This window comes from Xanthomonas sp. WHRI 8393, assembly GCF_040203315.1.
Lineage (GTDB): Bacteria > Pseudomonadota > Gammaproteobacteria > Xanthomonadales > Xanthomonadaceae > Xanthomonas > Xanthomonas arboricola.
Genome location: NZ_JBEGGL010000003.1, coordinates 784629 through 805197, shown reverse-complemented (window position 1 = coordinate 805197; position 20569 = coordinate 784629). Strand labels below are relative to the sequence as shown.

The following is a 20569-nucleotide window of genomic DNA, read 5'->3' as shown; positions in this document are numbered from 1 at the left end:
CGCGACCTGGTCGGAACATGCGCACACGCCCTAGTACCGCAACACCATGCCGCCGATCGCCAGCCCGGCACCGGTGCCGAGCAGCGCAACCAGATCGCCACGCTGCATGCGCTGTTCGATCCGGGCGTGATGCAAGGCATGCGGCAGCGAGGCGGCGACCTGGTTGCCGGTGGCCTGCAGGATGCGAATCACCTGATCGGGGCGCAGCCCCAGCGCCTGCACCACATGATCCAGGCCGCCCCCGGAGGCCTGGTGCGGGACCAGGCAGCGCAACGCTGCCGTGGTGGTGCCGGCCTCGCCCAGCAACCGTTCCCAGAATGCAGGCAGATGGCGCGCCGCGAACCGGTAGGCGCCGCGCCCATCCATGCTGAAGCTACGCAAGGCTTCGGGCGACTGTTCTTCGCCGCGCGGATAGCGGGTGCCGCCGCCGCGAATGCGGCACAGCTCCGCGCCATCGCCGTAACTGGACAGGCGGCTGGACAGCAGTGCCGAGCCGTCATCGGCGGCGCTGCGCCCCACGACCACCGCGGCCGCGCCATCGCCAAACAAGCCGGCGGTGGCCGGCGTCGATGCCTCCAGCCCGCCCGATGCCACCTCGCTGGAAACGATCAACACGCACCGGTAGCGCCCGAGCGCCAACGCATTCGCGGCCATGTCCAGCGCCACCAGAAAGCTCAGGCAGGTCGCATTGACGTCGAAGGCCGGAATGCCCGAATCGCCCAGCCCGAGCGCGCGCTGGATCAGCACCGCCTGGCAGGGAATCGGCTGCTCCATGACGCTGCAGGCCGAGATCAGGCAATCGATCTGACCGGGGTCGATGCCCGCGCTTGCCAGCGCCTGGGTCGCCGCCGCCGCACCCATCGACGAAGCCGTCTCGCCCTCGCCCACGTAATGGCGCGTGGCCACTCCCGAGCGCGCGAAGGTGGTGCCTGCCGGCAGCTGCCAGCGTTGATCCAGCTGTTGCGAGGTCACCTCCGTGGCGGGGACATGGCGCCCGGTGCCCAGAATGCACAGCGGCAATGCGTTCAACACGGAGGTCTCGTTGGACAAGGCGCGCAGCATACCGTGGCTGGCGTGGGCCGAGCCGATCGATCGCCGAAGCGCGCAATGCGCATCGCCCGCCTGCGAGGACGGCGATCGGTCAGTCGATCGCCACCTCGTTCCAGACCACAACCGCCGGGCAGTCGTGCCGACGTGTCAGGGCGCTTCCACCGCATATCCCAGCGCCTGCAAGCGCGCCAGATAGCCATCGGCTGCGGTCAGCCGGCTGATCGGCAGCACTGCGAAAGTGCTGCGATTGCGTTGCAGCGCGGCGGTGGCGATGCTCAACCAGTGCTCGCGCATGCGCCGTTCCAGATCGTCGATGCCGCGCTTCCTGGCGGCGCCGGAACTGGCCATGGCGCTCATGCAGGCGGCCTGCGGATCTTCGCGTGGCAACTGGCGCAATGCCTCGATGTCGCCCACCGACCAGGCGTTGGCGCGCTCGACCATCGTGGGCAGGTCGCGCTCGACGGTGACCAGGATGCTGCGGAAGCACGCGGTATCGTCCATGCCACCGGCGCGGAACTCCTTGATGGCCTGGCGCGGGTCGGCGATCTTGTAATCCAGCGCGGTGGGGGTCGGCTTGATCCCGGCGCGCTTGGCGGCACGCTCCACCACCGACCAGATCACCGGCGAGCGCGCCAGGCCGGAGCGTTTGATCGCCGCCTGATACAACTCGCCGGCGGCAAGCATCGGGCGCTTGCGCTCCACCCCACGGTCGCTGCCGAGATAGCGTGCCTTGGCAACCGACCAGCGCGCATACAGATCGGCCGGCAGCAGCTCGCGCAGTTCGCGGCCGTCCTCGTTCTTCATCGCCTTCATCGCCGAGGGCAACAGGGTCAGTTTGCCGAAAAACCCCATGTCCGCATCGATCTGGACGGTCGGGGCCATCAGCACCTGCTGCGACTGACCGATGATCGTTTCCACCTCGGCCGACTGCCACTGCAGCCGCTTCGGCAGCGGCGACACGGTGCCCAGGATCCACAGCACATGATCGCCCTTGCTGACCTTCCACAGGCCTGGGCCGGGCTGCACGCCGCGCACCACCATCGCTTCCAGATCGACCACGGCCGGCGGCGATGGCGCGGCTGGCTGCGGCTTCGTTCCATCGCTGGCCGACGCCAGCAACGACACCAGCATCATTCCCACGCCCCACCCCGCCCGCTGGCCTCGCATCACGTCTCGCCCCCTGTGTGAGAACGCGGACACTACGCCAAGCCGGCCATGGCCGCGTTAGGGAAATGTTCGCCGCCGCAGCCGCAGATGGCTCAGCGTGGATCCAGGCTGGCCAGGTGCGCAGCCAGCGGCGAGGCGCCGTCGAGCAGCGCGAATCCTTCCCAGACGAATCCCGGCGAGACCGTGCAGCCCACCAGGGTGAAATCGCCAAGCGACCGCGCCGCCTGCCAGCACCCTGCCGGCACCACGTGCATCGGCTCGCCGCGCTCGGCGGCATCCAGGATCAGGCGTTGCAGCTGTCCGCTGGCCTCGTCGTAGATCGATAGCTCCAGCGCATCGCCCTGCTGCCAATGCCAGCTTTCTTCCGCATCGACGCGATGCCAGGCGCTGGACTCGCCGGCAGCGAGCAGGAAGCGGATGGCGGTCAGCGCCGGGCGCGGTTGACCGCCCTCGCTCACCTGGCGCACGGACGCATACACGCGACGGAAATGCCCGCCCTCGGGATGCGGAGCGAGTTCGAGCGAATGGATCAAGCTGGCGGCGGTTGGATGCATGCCTACATGCTAAGCCAGCCAACGCCGCGCATGCATCACGGCAGGTGCTTGCCCGCACGCAGGCAGGTGCGGGAGAACACCAGCAGATCCCAGCTATAGCGCTTGAGCAGACGACGCGGCTCGTTGAGCAGCCGGTACATCCATTCCATATGCACGCGCCGTACCCAATCCGGCGCACGCTTGGCGGTGCCGGACAGGAAATCCAGCAACGCGCCGACCCCGAACACCAGCGGCACGTTCAAGGCCTGGCTGTGATCCAGGATCCAACGCTCCTGCAGCGGGTTGCCGAAGGCCACCAGCAGCACATCGGCGCCCGAGCGATTGATGCGCTCGGCCAGGCCCTCGCCGGCGGCGGCAAATTCGCCGTAGCCGTCGCACATGCCGACCACCTGCTGGCCCAGGGTTCCAGTCAAGGTCGCGGCAGCGGTCTTGCCCACGCCCGGACGACCGCCGAGCAGGAAGAACTTGAGCGGCTGCGCGGCCTCGCGACACAGATACGGAATCAGGTCGGTGCCATTGAGGTTGCCGGCAAAGCGGCGGCCATGGATCAGGCGTGCTGCCAGATCCATGCCGATGCCGTCATTGACGATGCGCACGCTGGGCTCGCGCATCCGCAGACGTAGTGCCTGGCATTGCACGATGAAATTGGTGTTGGCGAAAAACACCCGGCGTGGTTGCCGGGCGGCCAATGCGTGAAACAACTCCAGTGCAAACGCTTCCTGCGTGGTGGAAAGCACCGGAAATCCGCCGAGCGGAATCACCACGCCCTGCGGCATCGCAGTGTTGGCGGTTGCTGTCGTCTCCGTATCCACCTGCCGGCCGTGCATCATTGAATCACCAAAGGTCGTAAGGAAACGCGGCCAGCAGCCCGGCCTGCAGTTTCTCCAGGTCGAAATCGCCGTTACCGCCAAGCTTCAGGCACTCTTCCACACTGTTGCCCGAGTGCCACTGCATGCGTCCGGTGCCGTTGTAGTAGTCGTCGTACTTGAAGCGATCCTCGCCGTTGCCCCAATCCAGGTACACCGCCGGAATCCCGTACGCTTCGGCAAGAATCAGCCCGTGCAGCGAACTGCTGATCACCAACTCGGCGCCCAGCAACGCACTCATGAAGGTCGCAGGCTTGACGTTGGGAAACACCAAATGGTCCGCATACGCGCTGTACTTCTCGACCGGCTCGTTGAAATGCGGAACGATGGCAAAGGGGCGCTTGTTTGCCGTTCCCAGCGCATCGGCGGGGAAAAACATTGGTGTCAGCAGACCGGGGTCGCCATAGACCTCCGGCACCGCGATCCCGCGATCGAGCAGGAATTGACGCGTCTTCGGACCACGCACTGCACGCACATCAAGCGTGCTGAAGGTATTTCGCTCAGCGGGAATCTTGCCGTTGATGCCGCTGCCCCAGACGGTGTCGCCGTCCTTGGCAAAATGCAGCACCGACCCGATGGCGATCAGCTTCTTGCTGAGATCACGCTTCTCGATCAGCGTCTTGTCCTGCAAGGAGAGCACACAGGACACAATCACCTTGGACAGATGATCGCCCATGTTGACGCCAGCGTTCTTCGGCTGCCACCAGAACAAGGCACGGCGTTCCGCATGTTCGATCCATTTCTGCAGCAAAGCATTGGCCATAACGAGCAGTCTCCTTCTAAAGTTGGGTGCGCTGCATCAGTGCGAGAGCGCGGCCTCCGAAGAAGCACGCACCGCTGCGCCATCTTGCTGCGGGTACAAACGGGTTTCCGGATACGCACCGGGATTCAGTACGCGGTCGGTGGTGTCGGACCAATTCAGGCATTGGCGGTAACGCACGCGCGGTGCTTCCAGCGCGCGACTGATGGCCGCAATGACCGACTCACCGTTGCCGGGAGTGTAGCCGAAACGCGATTGATACGGCCCCACGACGGCATTTGGACACACCGCAGGCAGGCCGAAGAAATCGTATTGCAGCAACTTCATCGAACTATCGGCCAGATACACCGGCACCTGCTCGGATGCATAAGGTGCGATTCCGAAACGGGCGTGCTTGATGTAGCCGATGGTCTCGGCGTGCTTCATTTCGCCATAGACGACCACATTGTCGCCATAGCCGGGATGCCGGCCCATACCCGAGCCGATCACATGGAACGTGACCTGCGGGAACGCCTTGCTGGCAACCACGAAGAAGTCCGGATCGAACAACATCGAGCCCACCGCGACCGCATGGATGCCCTCGCCGTACGGCGACGGGTCGCCCAGCTGATCCAGGTTGTGATCCACACCGTGACCGACGTGATACACATTGTCGCGGCTTGCCACTTCCTCCGCCATTGCCGGCGACACCAATGCGATCACATCCAGCGTCGGTGCAACCCGATCGAACTCGCGCTCGATATAGGACGCGACATTGATCGTGCTCAGGCCGTCGGAAGCACGATAGACCAGCTTCGCTGCCGGATTGACGCGCTTGGCCAGCTCGATGAAGGCCACCGCGATACCGCTTTCGAACACGATCACGTCCGCCTCGCGCATCCAGTCCAGCAACTGGCGTGGCGGATGCGCGGCATACCAGCGGAACATCGCATCTTCGACAGAACGCAGCCAGGCGCGGCGCGTGTTGAACGGATGCACCGTCGTGCGCCACAGATAGCACTCCACGCCCTTGTGCGACACCACGGTGTTTGCGGTGTCGTCCAGCGGCAGCCGCATGTCGCCCTTCATGCGCGATAGCCGGCTATAGCGCAGCGAGAAAAACCGCGTGGTGCCGCGCAGCGCGAGTTGATCGGTGATGAAGTGGATATTGGCGCGCCGTGGCGTGCGGTAATCGTGGGCGGACAAGACCAGATAGCAAGGCCGGCGAATGCCGGAAGCGGCGGCGGGTGTATCGCTCATGGGCCGTGTCCTATGAATGAGTGGGAGAAAGCATGCAGGAACGCAGGCGAAGACGATGTCGATCTCATTGGCGTGCCTTGGCCTGCCTCAGCAACTTGCGGATGTTGAGAATGGCAATGACGTCGCGACGGAACGCCGGCCAGATCGCCAACGCCAGCAGACAGACCGCCGCCATCGTGGCCGCACCAACGGCCAGCTGCTGCCACAGCGGGCCACCGACGGTGATGGATGCGTAATACGCGCACACGCCCGCCACGCCGTACGCGGTCATCGCGCGCACCGCATTGGTGAACAGTGCAACCACCGGTGCGTCGGAGATCTTGCCGACCCAGATCAGCGACAACGGCCAGGTCACCAGCAGGCCGAACGAATAACCGATCGCCACGCCCATCGCGCCCCAGCGCGAGCCGACGAAGATGCAGCCGATCAGCACGATGCGGCTGACCAGCGAGAACAGCAACTGCGCGCGCATCAGGCCCCTGGCAAGAAACACCCAGTAGGTTGCATAGGACGCGGTCTGGAAAATACCGCCCAGCGTCAGCACCTGGAACAGGGGCACCGCCTCGCGCCACTGCTCGCCCAGCACCAGCACGATCAGCGGCATGGCCAGCGCGCAGGCGAAGGCGAACAGCGCAACGATCAGATGCACCATCACCGTCTGCCCGCGCAGCAGGAAGGCGCTGAAGCGTTCGCGGTCGTCCTGCAGCTGCGACAACACCGGCAACGCCACGCTGGTGGCCGGCGCGTTGATCTGATTCAACGGCATCATCAACAGCTGAAACGCACGGTTGTACAGGCCCAGTGCGTCCGGGCCGGTGCGCCAACCGATGATGACCTGGCCAACGTTGCGGCTGGCATAGCCCAGCAACTGCGCAGCCATCAGGTTCCAGCCGAAGCTCATGAAGTCGCGCATCGGCGCCGAACGTTGGTACCCGCCCGGCAACCAGCGTGCACAGCTCGCCGCGATGATGAAATTGACCACCGCCTGCACCACCTGCTGCACCACCAGCGCCCAATAGCCCCAGCCCAGCAAGGCGGCAGCGACGGCCGCGCCCAGGCCCAGCACCTGCGATCCCACATCGCTGAGCGCGACTTGGCCAAACCGCAGCCCACGGCTCAGATGCGCGCGGTACTGCGTGGTCATGCCGTTGATCAGGAAGGTCACCGCCAGCGCCTGGGAGATCGTCACCAGCGCCGGCTCCTTGTAGAAGTTGGCGATCACATGGGCAGAGGCGTAGACCACCACCGACAGCGACAAGCCGATGCCGCTGTTGATCCAGAACAGGTTGTCGCGCTGCTCGCGGCTGACATGCTTGGCCTGCACGGCAGCGGCAGACAGGCCGAAATCGCGCAGGATCTCGGCCGCACCGACAATCGCGGTGACCATCGCCATCAGGCCGTAGTCGTAAGGCGTCAGGAGGCGCGCCAGCAGGATGATGCCGCCGAACTGCACAACCATCTTCGCCGACTGGCCGATCATGGTCACCGCTGCCCCACCGGCGGCGCGCGAACCGAGGCTGCGCTGTGGCGGCGGCGTGGGGGAATTCATCGTCGGGATCTCTGCGGTCACAGCGCGGCGTCTCCATCCTTGCCGAGCGCTTCCAGGTAGGTGCGGTAGTGCAGCTGTCCGATCCGTGGCCAGTCGCGTTGCGAGAGATCCGGTGCCGGGCCGCGCGGCGCGGCACGCACCTGGTCCAGCATGCCGGTCAGCAGCGCCGCATCGAATTCGCCTTCGTAGAGAAACACCCAGCCCGGCCCCACTTCTTCGGCAATCGCCGCATTGGATTCGCTCCACGGTGCCAGCACCGGGCGCGCCAGCGACAACGCCAGCAACAAGGTGCCGGAGTTGTGCATCTGCCGGTACGGCAGCACCACCAACTCGGCCTCGCTGACTTCGCGTGCGAGCACCGGCTCTTCGACATAAGCCAGCAAGGCACTCACACGCGGATCCTGCGCGCAGGCCTCCTCCACCAGGCTGCGCATCTGCGGCGTGGCCGGATTGCCGACGATACGCAGCTTCAGGCGCGGATCGTCGACCTGACGCATCACCTCCAGCAGCGTTTCCACGCCCTTGTACGGGCGGATCAGACCGAAATGCAGCAGCCGCCCCGGAACCGGCGTGCCTTGCGGCATCTTTGCAAACCACTCGCGATAATGGCCGTGCAGGATGGTGTCAGTGAATGGCGGTCGCGGCGGCGTGGTCGCGTTGATGCGGATCCAGCGACGCGTCAGCCGATCGATCCAGTGCAACAGGCCGCGCTCGCGCCAGCCGCGATCCTCGTGCGGTGCCAGGTTGTGCAAGGTGCGCACCACCGGCGTGCCGGTCAGCTGCAGCTTGAGCAGCAACAGCGCCGCACACATCTGCTTGGCCAGGGTGCCGACCGCGCTGGGATGGCGCAGCAGATATTCCGGCCAATGCATATGCAGCACGTCGTAGCGCGACAGCAGCGCATCGCGCATCGAAAAGAAGCGCGGCTGCACTGCAGCGGGCAGCGATGCGTAAAGCTGGGTCAGATACGGATTGGTGCTGGCATTGGGCTTCTCGGTGGAGAACAGCACGGTGACCTGCGGCTGCGCGGACGCACGCACAGTCGCTGCCGATGCAGGCGCGCTCATCGCACTGCCTCCTGGGTACGGCGGGTGCCCAACGCGGTGTGGTATTCGTCGACGTAGCGCCCGACCACATGCTTCCAGTCGTAGCGGCTCACGTACGCCATCGACGCTGCACGACGCGTATCGAAATCGGCATCCGCCTGCAGCGCAAGCGCCTGTACCTGGTCTGCGGCCGCATCGATCCGGTCGCGGTTGACGATCACGCCCTGCCCCGATTCGCTGGCAAGACGCACGAACGGCGGGATGTCGCTGAGGATCGGAATCAGGCCGGCACTCATCGCTTCGACCGCAGCGATGCCGAAGCCTTCATGGCGCGACAGGCAGACGAAGAACTGCGCCTGCTGCATCAGGCTGCGCAGCTGCTCCTGCGACGGCGACATGCTGAGCTGGACCTTGTCCTGCAAGCCCCGCTCGGCGATCGCCTTGCGCAGGTCGGCCTCGTTCAAATCGTATTCGCGCCCGGCAATGATCAGGCGCCACTGCGGATCGCGCTGCAGTACCGCCTGCAGCAGCTCCAGGGTTTCGATCAGGCCCTTGTTCACCGACCAGCGGCCGAAATACATCATGGTCCGTCCCGGCGTCGCTGCGCCCTGCGCTGCGTATTTCTCCACGTCCACGCCGTTTTCGATCACCCGCAAGCGCGCCGGCGACACCACCTTGGCGAACAGCTCGCCGTCGTTCTCGCTGGTGGCGATCACCCGCGCATACGCCAATGCCGAAGTGCGGGTGAGCGTTTGAAACCATAGCTGCTTCGTCCGCGAGGCATACGCGGTGTGGAAGAAGCCGCCGTGCGTGGACACCACCATCGGCTTGCCATGCAGCGGCCTGGTCAGCGCCAGATAGTCGTAGAAAAAATCGATGCCGTGCAGGTGCACCAGATCGGCCGAGCGGATCGCGCTCAGCACGGACGGCGCCAACGGATAACGCGACGAGCCGCGATAACCGATGCGTCGGATCGGCAAGCCCTGATACGTCTCCTGCTCCGCAAGCTGCGCGCCCGGATCGGTAAACACCCGATCCAGGGTCACGACCTCCACCGTATCGGCACTGGTGGCCTGGTGTTGACGGGCCACATTGAGAACGACTTCCTCCATGCCTCCGATCGAAGGATGGAATTGGCGGACGACATGCACCACTTTCATTACGCCAATCTCCTGTGCCAGCGACGCAGACACATCTGCATGCTCGGCTGATCATTCTGGAAGCTCGTCATTTGCGTTTCAATCCCAACATCCATGGTGCAACGCGCACCAGCACCGCGCGCATCGGCACACTGACCGCGACAGCAAATGCGCTCAGGCCCATCGCCCAGGCCGGTGTGCCGATCAGGCTGCGAGCGATCACACCCGTTCGTGCCACCACACTGGTGAGCACCAGAAACACCAATGTGTGCGTGCACAGGATCAGCAAGGTATTGCCACCGATCCACTGCAGCCAACGCCACTGCCGGACGAAATACGCCACGCACAAGGTCATTGCGGTGCCCAGCAGGCTGACCAGCAGGAATACCGCAGCGGAATGCCCGAACTGCAGATTGTTCACATCCACTTGCCCGTTCCATCCGGCCAGCCACCACCACGCTGCTGCCAGCACCGGCAGTGCCAATGCCCATGCCGAGGCGCCAAGCGCGCGCAGTGCATCGGCGTAGCGCGACAGCCATCCGCCCACGGCGATGAAGAACAGCGCGACAGGCAATACATCCAGCGCCAACGGAAGCCGCAGATGCAACGACGGAAACCAGCCTGCCCATGCCAAGGCGAGCAACAGACTGACTGCCGCCAGGGCCGCCGTCGTCAGGCGCGTGCGCAAGGCGATATAGGCCAGCGTGGTGACGAACAAGGCCGGCAGGAACCACAACGCCGGAAGCACGTACAGACGCGTGCCGTTGGCCCAGAACAGGCCGATAAACGGATCCCACCACGGCAACACATGCGATGGATGCGCCGCGCGGCTGGTCACTCCCATCAGCAGCCAGCAGGCGTAGGCCACCAGGAAAAACGCGACATAGGGAACCAGCAACGTGCGCGCCAATTTCGCAATCGTCGCCACCGTCATTGCGCGGTGGCCGAAGCGCTCGCCGACCCAGCCGGACAGCACGAAAAACAGCGGCACATGAAAACTGTAGGCGAACAACTTGTAGGCGGCCGGCATGCCGTTGGCATGCCCCAACACCACCAGGACGATGGCCAGCGCCTTTGCTGCATCGATCTGCCAATCGCGGGCCAATGCAGGCGTTGGCGCGGCCTTGGCACCCAGACCGCCGTGCCGGGCCGCGTTGGAATACGGTGCGGTCGTCATTGCGCAGCGCTGCTCATGCCGCCACCGGGCGGGCACCCAGGGTCCACGGCGCAAAACGCATCAGCAACAAGCGCAGCGGCACGCACGCGAGCAGCGCAAACACCGTCACGAACACTGCCCAGCCCAGGCCCGGGCGCGAGGCAGCGAATCCGCCAGCCAGCGCCGCGACACCGGAGAGCACGAAGAACACCAGCATATGGGTGCACAGGATCAGCAAGGTATTGCGGCCGATCCACTGTATCCAGGCCCAGCCCTGCACCAACCGTGCGGCACAGATCACCATCAGTGAGCCGAGTACTGCGCTGACCACAAACCCGGCGTGGTTGCGGCCAAACTCCAGCATGTTGACGTCGATGCGGCCGTTACGATCGGCCAGCCAGGCCACCGGCAACGCCAGCAGCACCGTCGCCAGCGCGCTCGCCGGCAAGGAGCTCGGCAGACGTGCGGAGACGTGGATCAGCAAGGCGCCCAGCGCGTAGAAGCACAGCGACACCGGTAGAACGTCCAGGCCGAAAAAAAGCCGGACCTGCTGGCCCGGAAACCAGCGCATCCAGCACCAGGCAAGGATCAACGATGCCACCGCGATCACCACAGGCGACAGCCAGCGGCGCAGCACCACATAGCTCAGCACCGTCACCAGCATCACCGGCAGGAACCATAGCGGGGGCTGCACATACAGATCGGGGCCGATCCCGGTGAACATCGCCACGATCGGCTCCCACCACGGATGGCTGCCCCAGCGCGCCGCCTTCTCGCCGATATTGCGGGTCAGCAACCAGTATGCATAGCCGAGCAGATAAAACGTCACATACGGCAGCAACAGGCTGCGTGCCTGCTTGCTGATGGTCTGCGGCAAGCCGGTGGTCCGCGACGCATAGCCCGCCGCCAGCCAGCCGGACACCATGAAAAACAGCGGCACGTGGAAGCTGTAGGCAAACAACGTCATCGCATGCGGCACGCCCTTGGCGTGGCAGAACACCACCAACAGGATCGCCAGGGCCTTGGTGGCATCGATACGCGGGTCGCGGCTGCGCCCGCCGGTGGCAACGGACGCACCGACGACCGGTGCCACCGGTTGTGGTGCTTGCGTTGCCGCCACACTCATCGCGTACCTCCCGCGGGCAGTGGCAATCGCGCATCCTCGTCGGCCGGATCCTGTCTGGGCAGCTGCTTAGCGCTGGCAGCAGACCAGGTCGGCCGCATGTGCCACAGGCAGCCGCACACGAACCACCACAATGCCGACGTCTTGATCGAGAAGTAGCCGTTGGACACCAGCAGGCTCAGCGCGAACGCAAAGATCGCCAGGTTCTTGAACAACTGCCCTTCCTTGCTCGGCATCAACAACAGGAACGAATACGACAGCAGGAAGGCGAGCACGCCGACGATCGACTGCGATGCGATGAAGTAGGCAATGCCGCTGTCGAAGTAACGGTACGCCTGCGCAAAATCCAGGCCCATCCACGAGTTGAAGGACAGGTTGTTCATCGAATTGACGGTGAAGAAGATCCGGCCCATCGTGTTGTCCTGATAGGCCGTGATCCCGGTGATCCACACCAACAGCCACGCCGTCATGATCACGAGCAGGAAGACCAAGAACGCCAGCCGTTGATCCAGGCGTTTCAACAGCGGCGACAGCAGCACCATCAGCACGCAGGTGCCCGCCGCAAGTCGGCCGTCGGAGGCCACGACCATGAAACCGATCAAACCGACCGACAGGATCAGCATCGCCGGCCGCATCCAGCGCCAGAACACCAGCACGATCGCGGTAAAGAAGCAGATGTAGTTACCCATCGTCACCGGCTCGATGAACATCGAGGAGGCGCGGGGAAGATTGGAGCCCGGCAGGAAGTTGCGCTCGCCCGGACGCGTGGCGCTGACGAACAGGTTGCTGTCTTCGTTCCAGAACCCTTCCGCGCTCATGCCGCGCGCGTTGACGAAGAAGCTCTTCGGGTTGACCAGATCGCCATAAGCGCTGGGCATCGCCAGTTCGAACGCCGCAACCAACGACACGATGATGGTCATGCGCACGAACAGCTTGGGCACCGACCCGGTATAAGCCGAACCAAGCACCACGAACGCAAACACCACCAGCGCGTCGCGGAAGAACTTCGGATCGATCTGCCAGTTCACCAGGAAGCGCACGAACATCAAGGTGACGATCAGCCCCAGGCCGCTGATGATCAATGCAATGCGCTTGCGGCTCATCGAACCCAGGCCGAGCAGGAAACACGCGGCGTAGACCATGAACTCGACTGCGTAAGTGATCACCGGACGTACGGTGAAAACGTTCGCGTTGATCAGCGCCAGCAGCAGGTTGTAACCGACGCCGACCAGCAGCGTCAGCTCGATCAGCAGGTTGTGCCAGCGAACGCGGGCCTCGTCGCTCATTCGGATCAGCATGCAGACGCCTGCTTGAAAGGGGCGGCTGCGATGCAGCCGCCCGCGGCGCTCGGCGCGCCAGGTCGCACACTCCCCGCCATCATCAGTACGCGGTCTTCTGTCCGAGCACACGCACTGCAGTCAGCACGATGATGCGGATATCCAGCCACAGCGACCAGCGACGGATGTAGTCCAGGTCGTACTGGATGCGCTTCTTCATCGTGCGCAGCTCCGGGGTTTCACCACGGAATCCATTGACCTGCGCCCAACCGGTGATGCCCGGCTTGACGTAATGGCGCTGCATGTAGTGATTGATCAGCTTTTCGTAATGGGTGTTGTGCTGCGCGGCATGCGGGCGCGGCCCCACGATCGACATGCTGCCACCGAGCACGTTGAAGATCTGCGGCAACTCGTCCAGGCTGCTGCGGCGCAGGAACGCACCGAAACGGGTGATACGGGTGTCGTTCCTGGTCGCCTGCTGGATGGTGGTGCCATGGTCGTCATGCACACGCATCGAGCGGAACTTGAACATGTAGAACTCGCGCCCACCCAGGCCATGACGACGCTGGCGGAAGAACACCGGGCCCGGCGAACTCATCTTTACACCGACCGCAATCGCAGCCATCAACGGCCACAGGCCCATCAGCGCAACCACGGCCAGGATCTTGTCCTGCAGCGCCTTGGCGACCACGAAGTAGTTGTCGCGGTCCACACCGCCCTGGCGCAGGTTGATCACCGGCACGTTGCCAATCTGCTCGCCGGACTGGTTCAACAGACCGAAGTCGAACAGGTCCGGCACCAGCTTCACGTTGATCGGATAGCGATCCAGGCGCTGCAGCAACTGCTTGATATGGTCACGTTCGCCCAGCGGCAGCGAGATCCACACCTGCTCGACCTGGTTGTCCTTTAGGTACTCGATCAGCGCGTCCGGATCGCCCAGGCACGGCAGCGACTGACGCTGCTCGGTCACGGCGATGTCGTAAGGTGTGCGGAAATAACCGACCAGGTTCATGCCGACCCAGGGGTTGCGGCTGAGGTAGTGATTGATCTTCATCACCGGGTGGCGCAGACCGACCACCACCACCCGCTGCACATCCACGCCCTGGGTGCGCAGGTGATTCAGGAAGCCGCGCAGCACCGTGCGGGCCGCCACCAGCGAGGCCAGCCCACCGACGAACCACAGGCCGATCCAGCCGCGCGAGACCTGCTCGCCAACCTGCACGATCAGCGCATGTACCGCGAACAGCGCAAACACGCCGCCGAATGCACCGCCCAGCACCATCAGCTCGCTCAACAGCCCGCGACCGCGCCAGCTGCGATACAGCGGGAACAGCGCAAAGCAGATCACCGAGTACAACAGCGTGGTGGCGATGGCGACCCGGTACGGTGCCGCAGGCACCCAGGAACCGAAGACGATGCGATAGGCGATCAGCCCGGAAACCACGACCATGGTGAGGTCGAAGACGCGCAGGACCAGATCGGCCGCAGCCGAATACTTGGACAACAATCGCGGCGAGGATGTGGTGTAAGTCGCGCTACTCAAGTCTGCCAAAAGCATGGGGATGTCCTCCAAACTCGATACGGCGCATGCGGGGGAACATACGAAACGCACGCGAGCTTTCAATCATCTCCGTCGGGCGATCACCGCGGTAATACCTACCGACCCCAGATCGCACGACAGCCCTTTGTTTCAACAGAGACAAACTTTCAAACGAAGGAGCCCGAAACATACGGGATCCAACCTTTTCCACGCTGAATCAGTTGTCACTTCAATTAACCATCGTTGTGCAACACGACGATGTCAGTCCAACCGCGTCTGCGCTGCCGTGCCACGCAGGAAGTAGCGCACCAGTGCCACAGCCACACCCAGGAATACGCCAAAGATGAAGCCCAAAGCGAGGTTCAATTTGAGTTTCGGCGAAGTCTTAGACGTAGGCACGTCTGCGGTATCGATGATGGTCACGTTGTTGGCGCCGACGTTGCTCGCCACACCGATCTCCTTGTAGCGCTGCAGGAGCGCATCGTAGAGCTGGCGGTTGGTATCGACGTCGCGCTTGAGCATGTTGTAGCGGATGCTGCGGCTCTGCAGATCGAGCTCATCGTTACGCAATCCGGCGATGCGTTGGTTGAGCAGCTGCTCCTGATGCACCGACGCGTCGTAGGTCGCCTTCAGCGACTGGCGGATATTGAGGACCTCGCCATTGATCTGGCGACGCGACTCTTCGATCTGCGCCTTCAGACGCTGCATTTCCGGATAGTCCGGCTTGAAGGTCGACAGCTTCTGCTGATATTCGGTGTTCAAGCGGATCTGCTCGCCGCGCAGGCTCTGGATCAGCGGATTGCTCAGCACTTGCGGCAGCGACATCGCGTCACCGCTGCTGACCTGACGCCAGGCTGCCTCGGCCTTGATGCGGGCGTCCTGCGCCGATGCCAGCATCGCATTGAGGTCGCTGAGGTTCTGCGCCGGAAGCGATGGCTTGTCGTCGCCCACCGACACGATCTGCTCGTCGGTGGAATAGGAGACCAGATTCTTCTCTGAGTCCTCCACCTTGTCGCGCAACTGCTCCAGGCGCTCGGCCAGGAACTTGGTCGCGAACGAGGATGCCTTGATGCGGCGTTCCTGCGTGCTGACGATGAAGACCTTGGTATAGGTGTTGGCGATCTTGGCAGCCAGCACCGGGTCCGGCGAATCGTAGTTGACGTAGACCAGGCGCGAATTGAGGATCGGCTCGACCACCAGCCCGGCCAGCAGCGTATCGGTCAGGCTGCGCTCGATGATGGCCTGGCGCGAGTCGACCGACTTGCCGGCTTCCGGATTCTTGGCAGCAGCCTTTTCCAGCGCTTCGTCGACCTGCTGCTTGAACGCCGGCTCCTGATCGAGCTTGGCTTCGCGGATTACCGCACGGGCCAGCGAGCGGCTCTGCAGCAGCTGGTACTGGGTCTGGTAGAAATCGCGATCCTGCGGCGATTCCACCGGCATCAGGTTGTCGACATTCACCACGTTGAGCGAGTCGCGCTCGATCTGCAGCGTGCTGGTGGCGCGGTACTTTTCCGGCATCAGCAGGGTGACGCCAAACGCCAGTGCCACTGCCCCGACGGTGATCAGAATGATCAACCAGCGCTGTGAGACCAGCGCGCGCCAGTAGTCGAGCAAGCCAACGTCGGCCAGCTCGAGATGCCCGTGACGATGAGACGGGGAAGAACGATTGTCTGAATTCATACTCATCGGTAAGCGCGCCACACCATCACAAGGGGGGTCAGTTCCAGCATGGTGCGCAGCCAGACGCGTGCGTCGGAGCGGTACACCACAACGATGTCGCCGCCGTAGATCTCAGGATCCGGGTTGGCCCCTTTCTCGATCTGGGTCAGATCGAATCTGGCGATCATCTTTTGACCGTTGACGGTGCGAAACACGATGACGTTGCCGCGGCTGGCCACGGTGCTGACGCCCTTGGCCTGCGCGATGGCCTGCTGCAGGGTCAGGTTGGCGCCGATCACCGGATAGATGCCCGGCTCGTCGACCGCACCGGTCACCGTGACCCGGCGACCATTGGATTCCTGCACGAACACCGACACCTGCGGCTGCTGCAGATAACCGGCGGCGTAGCGTTCTGCCACCAGCTTTTCCAGCTCGCCGACACCCAGGCCGGCTGCCTTGACGTCGCCGATCAACGGCAGCGAGATGTGGCCGTTCTGATCGATGCGGACCTGCCGCTCCAGATCGTCGACCTGGAACACCTTGAACAACAGCAAGTCGCCTGGGGCAAGTCGATACTCCGGTTGCACGGCGGACATCGCGAGCGGATCCGGAAGCGGCAGCGAATCGGCCATCTTCGGACCGGTGCTGCATGCGCCCAGTGCCATCGAGCAGATCAACGCCAGGCTGAGGCCTTGGCAAAATCGTCCGATCAGTTTTTTCATGCGTGTGGCTGGCTGCCTCGGTTGGGTGGGACAGGACCTCGCGCAGCATTCAACCGGCCAACACGCCAGCAAGAACGTACGACAGAGAAATTCATCCCAAGACGCTTGGGATCACGACAGGTGTGACGTGTTGCAGTGCACTATGGCATAGAACCAACGCATCGCAAGACGCTGCTCGCCATTTTTTTGACGGCGTTGGCCTATTGATTCAAGTTCGTCGTTGCGGCGTTAACAAAACGTGATCCAAGTACAAATCCGCCGCCAATGATTTGGAGCATTTTCGGGGACTTAGCGACATTGCGTGACCCAGGTCCATAGCGAACAGAACCGCAACCAAACGGGCTCGGCCAGGCATTTCATGCTGCTGTGCAGTATGCCGATGGACATATCGTGTCAGGCGCATGACAGACCGCCGATCGCATTGTGCGGCGCAACAAAAAAGCCCATGTCCGTGAAGACATGGGCTCCGTGTTTGGTCGGGGTAGCCGGATTCGAACCGACGACCACTAGTCCCCCAGACTAGTGCGCTACCAGGCTGCGCTATACCCCGAAGATGTTGCGTCCGCCGCGAGGGCGGCCTGCGATTATAGCGGCTTTGTGAAACGTTTTCCTAGCGGCGCAGCAGTTGCAGAACCTCTTCCAGCTCCATGCGCACCTGTTTGATGATCTGGTTGCTCAGCGCCGACTCGCTCTTGGCGCCATCGCCTTCAAGACGCAGGCGTGCGCCGCCGATGGTGTAACCCTGCTCGTACAGCAGGCCACGGATCTGGCGCACCATCAGCACGTCGTGGCGCTGGTAGTAGCGCCGGTTGCCGCGCCGCTTGACCGGTTCCAGGCTCGGAAACTCGGTTTCCCAATAGCGCAGCACATGCGGCTTGACGTCGCACAGCTCGCTGACTTCGCCGATGGTGAAGTAGCGCTTGGCCGGGATTGGCGGTAGTTCGCGATTACTGCCCGGATCCAGCATAAGCCTCCACCCGCTCCTTGAGCTTCTGGCCCGGACGGAAGGTCACCACCGTGCGGGCCGAGATCGGAATTTCCTCGCCGGTCTTGGGATTGCGACCGGGCCGTTGATTCTTGCGCCGCAGATCGAAGTTGCCGAAACCGGACAACTTCACCTGACGGCCCTGCTCCAGCGCATCGCGCAGCACATCGAAGAACGCGTCGACAAATTCCTTTGCCTCGCGCTTGTTCAGACCGACCTCGTCGAACAGACGTTCGGCCATCTCCGCTTTCGTCAATGCCATGCCAATCCCCTGGTTACCGCCTCAACTCCGGATCCGGGCGCGGTGTTCGCGCTCGATCACGGCCACCACATCGGCAACGACTGCGTCGACGTCCCGGTCGGTGAGAGTGCGCGAGTTATCCTGCAAAATCAAGCCCATAGCCAGACTCTTGAAACCTGGCTCGACCCCCTGCCCGATGTAGCGGTCGAACAGCTGCACCTCGCGCAACAACGGCCCGACGGTGGTGCGCACGCTGCTCGACAGCGCCGCCCAGCTCACCTCTTCCGGCACCAGGAAGGCCAGATCGCGACGCACCGAGGGGAACCGCGACAGCTCGCCGGCACGCGGCAGCGCACGCTTGACCAACGCCGTCAGCTGCAGTTCGAACGCGATCACATCCACGTCGATGTCCAATGCCTTGGCCAGGCGCGGATGCACCTGCCCGATCCAGCCGATGCACACGCCATCGCGATGGATGTCGGCCGAGCGCCCCGGATGCCCGAAGGGCTGGGCAGAGGGCTGGAACTCCAGCACCGCGCCACTGGCCGCGGCCAGCGCCATCAGGTCGCCCTTCAGATCGTGGAAGTCCACCTTGCGCGCGGGCTCGCCCCACTGCAGCGCCAGGGCATCGCCGCACACGGCCGCGGCGACATGCTGCGACTCCTGCGGGGCGGCGCCGGCATCGGACGCGGCCGCGAACACCTTGCCCAGCTCGAACAGGCGCACCCGCCCGGCCTGGCGGGCGGCATTGCGGCCCAGCGTCGCCACCAGGCCCGGTAACAGGCGCGGACGCATGATCGCCAGCTCGGCGCTGAGCGGATTGGCCAACGGCACCAGGCCGTCGGTCAGCTGCCAGCGCTCCAGCAAGGTGGCGTCGACGAAGGCGTAATTGATGGTTTCCTGCAGCTCGCGCGCCACCAGCTGGCGCCGCACGCTGAGCTCATCGAGCTGGGTTTCGCTCGGCATCGCAATCCGGCTTGCGCCGCCCGGCAGCGTGGTTGGCACGCGATCGTACCCATGGATACGCGCCAGTTCCTCGATCAGATCCTCTTCGATGGCGATATCGAAGCGACGGCTCGGCGCCATCACCTGCCAGCCTTCGGCAACCGCCTCCAGCTGCATGCCAAGCGCACCCAGAATGCGCACGACCTCGGCATCGTCGATCTGGATACCGAGCACGCGCGCAATCCGCGCACGCCGCAGCAGGATGCGCGCCGGCTGCGGCAGATGCTCCGGCAATTGCGCATGCACCACCGGGCCCGGCGTACCACCGGCCAGTTCCAGCACCAGCCGCGTCGCCACTTCGATCGCCTGTGGCGGCAATGCCGGATCCACACCACGCTCGAAGCGATGACCGGCATCGGTATGCAGACCGAACTTGCGGCCACGCCCCATGATCGCCGCAGGATCGAAGTACGCCGACTCCAGGAACACGTTACGCGTGGTGTCGGTGACGCGGGTATCCAGGCCGCCCATCAGGCCGGCCAATGCGACCGGGCGGTCGGCATCGGTGATGGTCAGGAAGCTGTCGTCCAGCGTGACCTGACGCCCGTCCAGCAATGCCAGCTGCTCGCCGCTGCGCGAATGGCGCACGCCGATCGGACCTTGCAGGGTGTCCAGATCGAACGCATGCATCGGCTGGCCAAGTTCCAGCATCACGTACTGGGTGATGTCCACCAGCAGCGAGACCGGACGCACGCCGCTGCGACGCAGCCGCTCGGCCAGCCACACCGGCGTTGTTGCGGCCGGGTCGATACCTTCGATCACCCGTCCGCAATAGCGCGGCGCAGCGTTGCCGGCATGCAATTCCACCGCCAGCGTGTGCGTGGACACCGGCGCCACCGCACCGGCTTCAAAGGCCACCACTGTGCTGGCGCAGGCGGCCGCCACATCGAAGGCGATGCCGCGCACGCTGAAGCAGTCGGCGCGATTGGGCGTCAGCTTGATCTCGATGCTGGCATCGGGCAGCCCCAGATACTCGGCCAGCGCCTGACCCACCGGCGCATCGTCGGGCAGCTCGAACAGGCCGGACGCATCGCTGTCCAGCCCCAGCTCCTTGGCCGAGCACAGCATGCCGTTGGACGCCACCCCGCGCAGCTTGGCCGCAGTGATGGTGAGCGCGCCGATCTGCGCACCGACCAGCGCCAGCGGTGCTACCAGACCGGCACGCGCATTGGGCGCGCCACACACGATCTGCAGCAACTCGCCCTGCCCTGCGTCGACACTGCAGACCTGCAGACGATCGGCTTCCGGATGACGCACCGCCTCGACGATACGCGCCACCACCACCTGCCCCAGCGCCTCGCCCAGTGGCGTGACCTCTTCGACCTCCAGACCGATCGCCGTCAGCGTCGCGGCAAGCTCGTCGCGGCTCGCCTGGATGGGAACGTGGCTGCGCAGCCAATTTTCAGAGAATTTCATGAGGAGCCGGGATTGGGGATTCGGGATTGGGGATTAGCTAAAACGCGTCGACGGAGTCTGGGGCGGACCGGGGCG

18 protein-coding genes and 1 tRNA gene are annotated in these 20569 nt (G+C 64.1%); all 19 read right to left on the bottom strand.

Annotated elements, in window-relative coordinates; translation table 11 throughout:
* Window positions 1-30: 30 nt before the first annotated feature.
* On the bottom strand, window positions 31-1062 hold the full coding sequence (locus tag ABQ137_RS13960; RefSeq protein ID WP_349782876.1) for a 3-oxoacyl-[acyl-carrier-protein] synthase III C-terminal domain-containing protein: 1032 nt from the start codon (window positions 1060-1062) through the stop codon (window positions 31-33).
* Between the two features lie 135 nt (window positions 1063-1197).
* Window positions 1198-2217, bottom strand: coding sequence for a TraB/GumN family protein (locus ABQ137_RS13955; RefSeq protein ID WP_349782983.1), 1020 nt, complete (start codon window positions 2215-2217; stop codon window positions 1198-1200).
* 92 nt (window positions 2218-2309) lie between these two features.
* The gene (locus tag ABQ137_RS13950) at window positions 2310-2771 is read right to left on the bottom strand and encodes a cupin domain-containing protein (RefSeq protein WP_349782874.1); all 462 of its coding nucleotides are present in this window, start codon (window positions 2769-2771) and stop codon (window positions 2310-2312) included.
* A gap of 35 nt (window positions 2772-2806) precedes the next feature.
* Window positions 2807-3601, bottom strand: coding sequence for a WecB/TagA/CpsF family glycosyltransferase (locus tag ABQ137_RS13945; RefSeq protein ID WP_349782872.1), 795 nt, complete (start codon window positions 3599-3601; stop codon window positions 2807-2809).
* 4 nt (window positions 3602-3605) lie between these two features.
* Window positions 3606-4400 (bottom strand): polysaccharide pyruvyl transferase family protein, encoded by a 795-nt coding sequence (locus ABQ137_RS13940; RefSeq protein ID WP_039522111.1) that lies wholly within the window; start codon window positions 4398-4400, stop codon window positions 3606-3608.
* A gap of 36 nt (window positions 4401-4436) precedes the next feature.
* Window positions 4437-5636 (bottom strand): GumK N-terminal domain-containing glycosyltransferase, encoded by a 1200-nt coding sequence (locus tag ABQ137_RS13935; protein ID WP_047128907.1) that lies wholly within the window; start codon window positions 5634-5636, stop codon window positions 4437-4439.
* A 64-nt stretch (window positions 5637-5700) separates the two neighbouring features.
* Window positions 5701-7185, bottom strand: a complete 1485-nt coding sequence (locus ABQ137_RS13930; protein ID WP_349782870.1) for a lipopolysaccharide biosynthesis protein — start codon at window positions 7183-7185, stop codon at window positions 5701-5703.
* Window positions 7186-7202: 17 nt separating this feature from the next.
* Window positions 7203-8252, bottom strand: a complete 1050-nt coding sequence (locus ABQ137_RS13925; protein ID WP_349782868.1) for a glycosyltransferase — start codon at window positions 8250-8252, stop codon at window positions 7203-7205.
* Entirely contained in the window at window positions 8249-9391 is a 1143-nt protein-coding gene (locus ABQ137_RS13920) for a glycosyltransferase family 4 protein (protein ID WP_349782866.1), read from the bottom strand. The genes ABQ137_RS13925 and ABQ137_RS13920 overlap by 4 nt, the downstream gene beginning before the upstream one ends.
* Window positions 9392-9458: 67 nt before the next feature.
* Window positions 9459-10547, bottom strand: coding sequence for an acyltransferase family protein (locus ABQ137_RS13915; protein WP_503021216.1), 1089 nt, complete (start codon window positions 10545-10547; stop codon window positions 9459-9461).
* Window positions 10548-10560: 13 nt separating this feature from the next.
* Window positions 10561-11652, bottom strand: coding sequence for an acyltransferase family protein (locus ABQ137_RS13910; protein ID WP_349782861.1), 1092 nt, complete (start codon window positions 11650-11652; stop codon window positions 10561-10563).
* The gene (locus tag ABQ137_RS13905) at window positions 11649-12935 is read right to left on the bottom strand and encodes a polysaccharide biosynthesis protein GumE (protein ID WP_167709914.1); all 1287 of its coding nucleotides are present in this window, start codon (window positions 12933-12935) and stop codon (window positions 11649-11651) included. Before ABQ137_RS13905 ends, ABQ137_RS13910 begins: the two co-directional genes overlap by 4 nt.
* A gap of 94 nt (window positions 12936-13029) precedes the next feature.
* Window positions 13030-14484: an undecaprenyl-phosphate glucose phosphotransferase gene (locus tag ABQ137_RS13900; protein WP_046343239.1), complete on the bottom strand. Its 1455-nt coding sequence runs from the start codon at window positions 14482-14484 to the stop codon at window positions 13030-13032.
* Between the two features lie 243 nt (window positions 14485-14727).
* Window positions 14728-16167, bottom strand: coding sequence for a GumC family protein (locus tag ABQ137_RS13895; RefSeq protein WP_179465573.1), 1440 nt, complete (start codon window positions 16165-16167; stop codon window positions 14728-14730).
* Window positions 16149-16847 carry a polysaccharide biosynthesis/export family protein gene (locus ABQ137_RS13890; RefSeq protein ID WP_016903310.1) on the bottom strand — a complete coding sequence of 233 codons (699 nt, stop codon included), beginning with the start codon at window positions 16845-16847 and terminating at the stop codon, window positions 16149-16151. The genes ABQ137_RS13895 and ABQ137_RS13890 overlap by 19 nt, the downstream gene beginning before the upstream one ends.
* 473 nt (window positions 16848-17320) lie before the next feature.
* Window positions 17321-17397: transfer RNA gene (locus ABQ137_RS13885), tRNA-Pro, on the bottom strand.
* Window positions 17398-17457: 60 nt separating this feature from the next.
* Complete coding sequence (locus tag ABQ137_RS13880; protein WP_005995911.1) at window positions 17458-17814, bottom strand: MerR family transcriptional regulator; 357 nt, start codon at window positions 17812-17814, stop codon at window positions 17458-17460.
* Window positions 17795-18094, bottom strand: coding sequence for an integration host factor subunit alpha (locus ABQ137_RS13875; protein WP_002811076.1), 300 nt, complete (start codon window positions 18092-18094; stop codon window positions 17795-17797). Before ABQ137_RS13875 ends, ABQ137_RS13880 begins: the two co-directional genes overlap by 20 nt.
* A 21-nt stretch (window positions 18095-18115) precedes the next feature.
* On the bottom strand, window positions 18116-20494 hold the full coding sequence (gene pheT / locus ABQ137_RS13870) for a phenylalanine--tRNA ligase subunit beta (protein ID WP_349782859.1): 2379 nt from the start codon (window positions 20492-20494) through the stop codon (window positions 18116-18118).
* Window positions 20495-20569: the final 75 nt, after the last annotated feature.

Bases quoted from the DNA above. Each gene is read 5' to 3' on its own strand.
- ABQ137_RS13960 (WP_349782876.1), bottom strand. From the start codon at position 1,062: ATGCTGCGCGCCTTGTCCAACGAGACCTCCGTGTTGAACGCATTGCCG.
- ABQ137_RS13955 (WP_349782983.1), bottom strand. From the start codon at position 2,217: ATGCGAGGCCAGCGGGCGGGGTGGGGCGTGGGAATGATGCTGGTGTCG.
- ABQ137_RS13950 (WP_349782874.1), bottom strand. From the start codon at position 2,771: ATGCATCCAACCGCCGCCAGCTTGATCCATTCGCTCGAACTCGCTCCG.
- ABQ137_RS13945 (WP_349782872.1), bottom strand. From the start codon at position 3,601: ATGATGCACGGCCGGCAGGTGGATACGGAGACGACAGCAACCGCCAAC.
- ABQ137_RS13940 (WP_039522111.1), bottom strand. From the start codon at position 4,400: ATGGCCAATGCTTTGCTGCAGAAATGGATCGAACATGCGGAACGCCGT.
- ABQ137_RS13935 (WP_047128907.1), bottom strand. From the start codon at position 5,636: ATGAGCGATACACCCGCCGCCGCTTCCGGCATTCGCCGGCCTTGCTAT.
- ABQ137_RS13930 (WP_349782870.1), bottom strand. From the start codon at position 7,185: ATGAATTCCCCCACGCCGCCGCCACAGCGCAGCCTCGGTTCGCGCGCC.
- ABQ137_RS13925 (WP_349782868.1), bottom strand. From the start codon at position 8,252: ATGAGCGCGCCTGCATCGGCAGCGACTGTGCGTGCGTCCGCGCAGCCG.
- ABQ137_RS13920 (WP_349782866.1), bottom strand. From the start codon at position 9,391: ATGAAAGTGGTGCATGTCGTCCGCCAATTCCATCCTTCGATCGGAGGC.
- ABQ137_RS13915 (WP_503021216.1), bottom strand. From the start codon at position 10,547: ATGACGACCGCACCGTATTCCAACGCGGCCCGGCACGGCGGTCTGGGT.
- ABQ137_RS13910 (WP_349782861.1), bottom strand. From the start codon at position 11,652: ATGAGTGTGGCGGCAACGCAAGCACCACAACCGGTGGCACCGGTCGTC.
- ABQ137_RS13905 (WP_167709914.1), bottom strand. From the start codon at position 12,935: ATGAGCGACGAGGCCCGCGTTCGCTGGCACAACCTGCTGATCGAGCTG.
- ABQ137_RS13900 (WP_046343239.1), bottom strand. From the start codon at position 14,484: ATGCTTTTGGCAGACTTGAGTAGCGCGACTTACACCACATCCTCGCCG.
- ABQ137_RS13890 (WP_016903310.1), bottom strand. From the start codon at position 16,847: ATGAAAAAACTGATCGGACGATTTTGCCAAGGCCTCAGCCTGGCGTTG.
- ABQ137_RS13880 (WP_005995911.1), bottom strand. From the start codon at position 17,814: ATGCTGGATCCGGGCAGTAATCGCGAACTACCGCCAATCCCGGCCAAG.
- ABQ137_RS13875 (WP_002811076.1), bottom strand. From the start codon at position 18,094: ATGGCATTGACGAAAGCGGAGATGGCCGAACGTCTGTTCGACGAGGTC.
- pheT (WP_349782859.1), bottom strand. From the start codon at position 20,494: ATGAAATTCTCTGAAAATTGGCTGCGCAGCCACGTTCCCATCCAGGCG.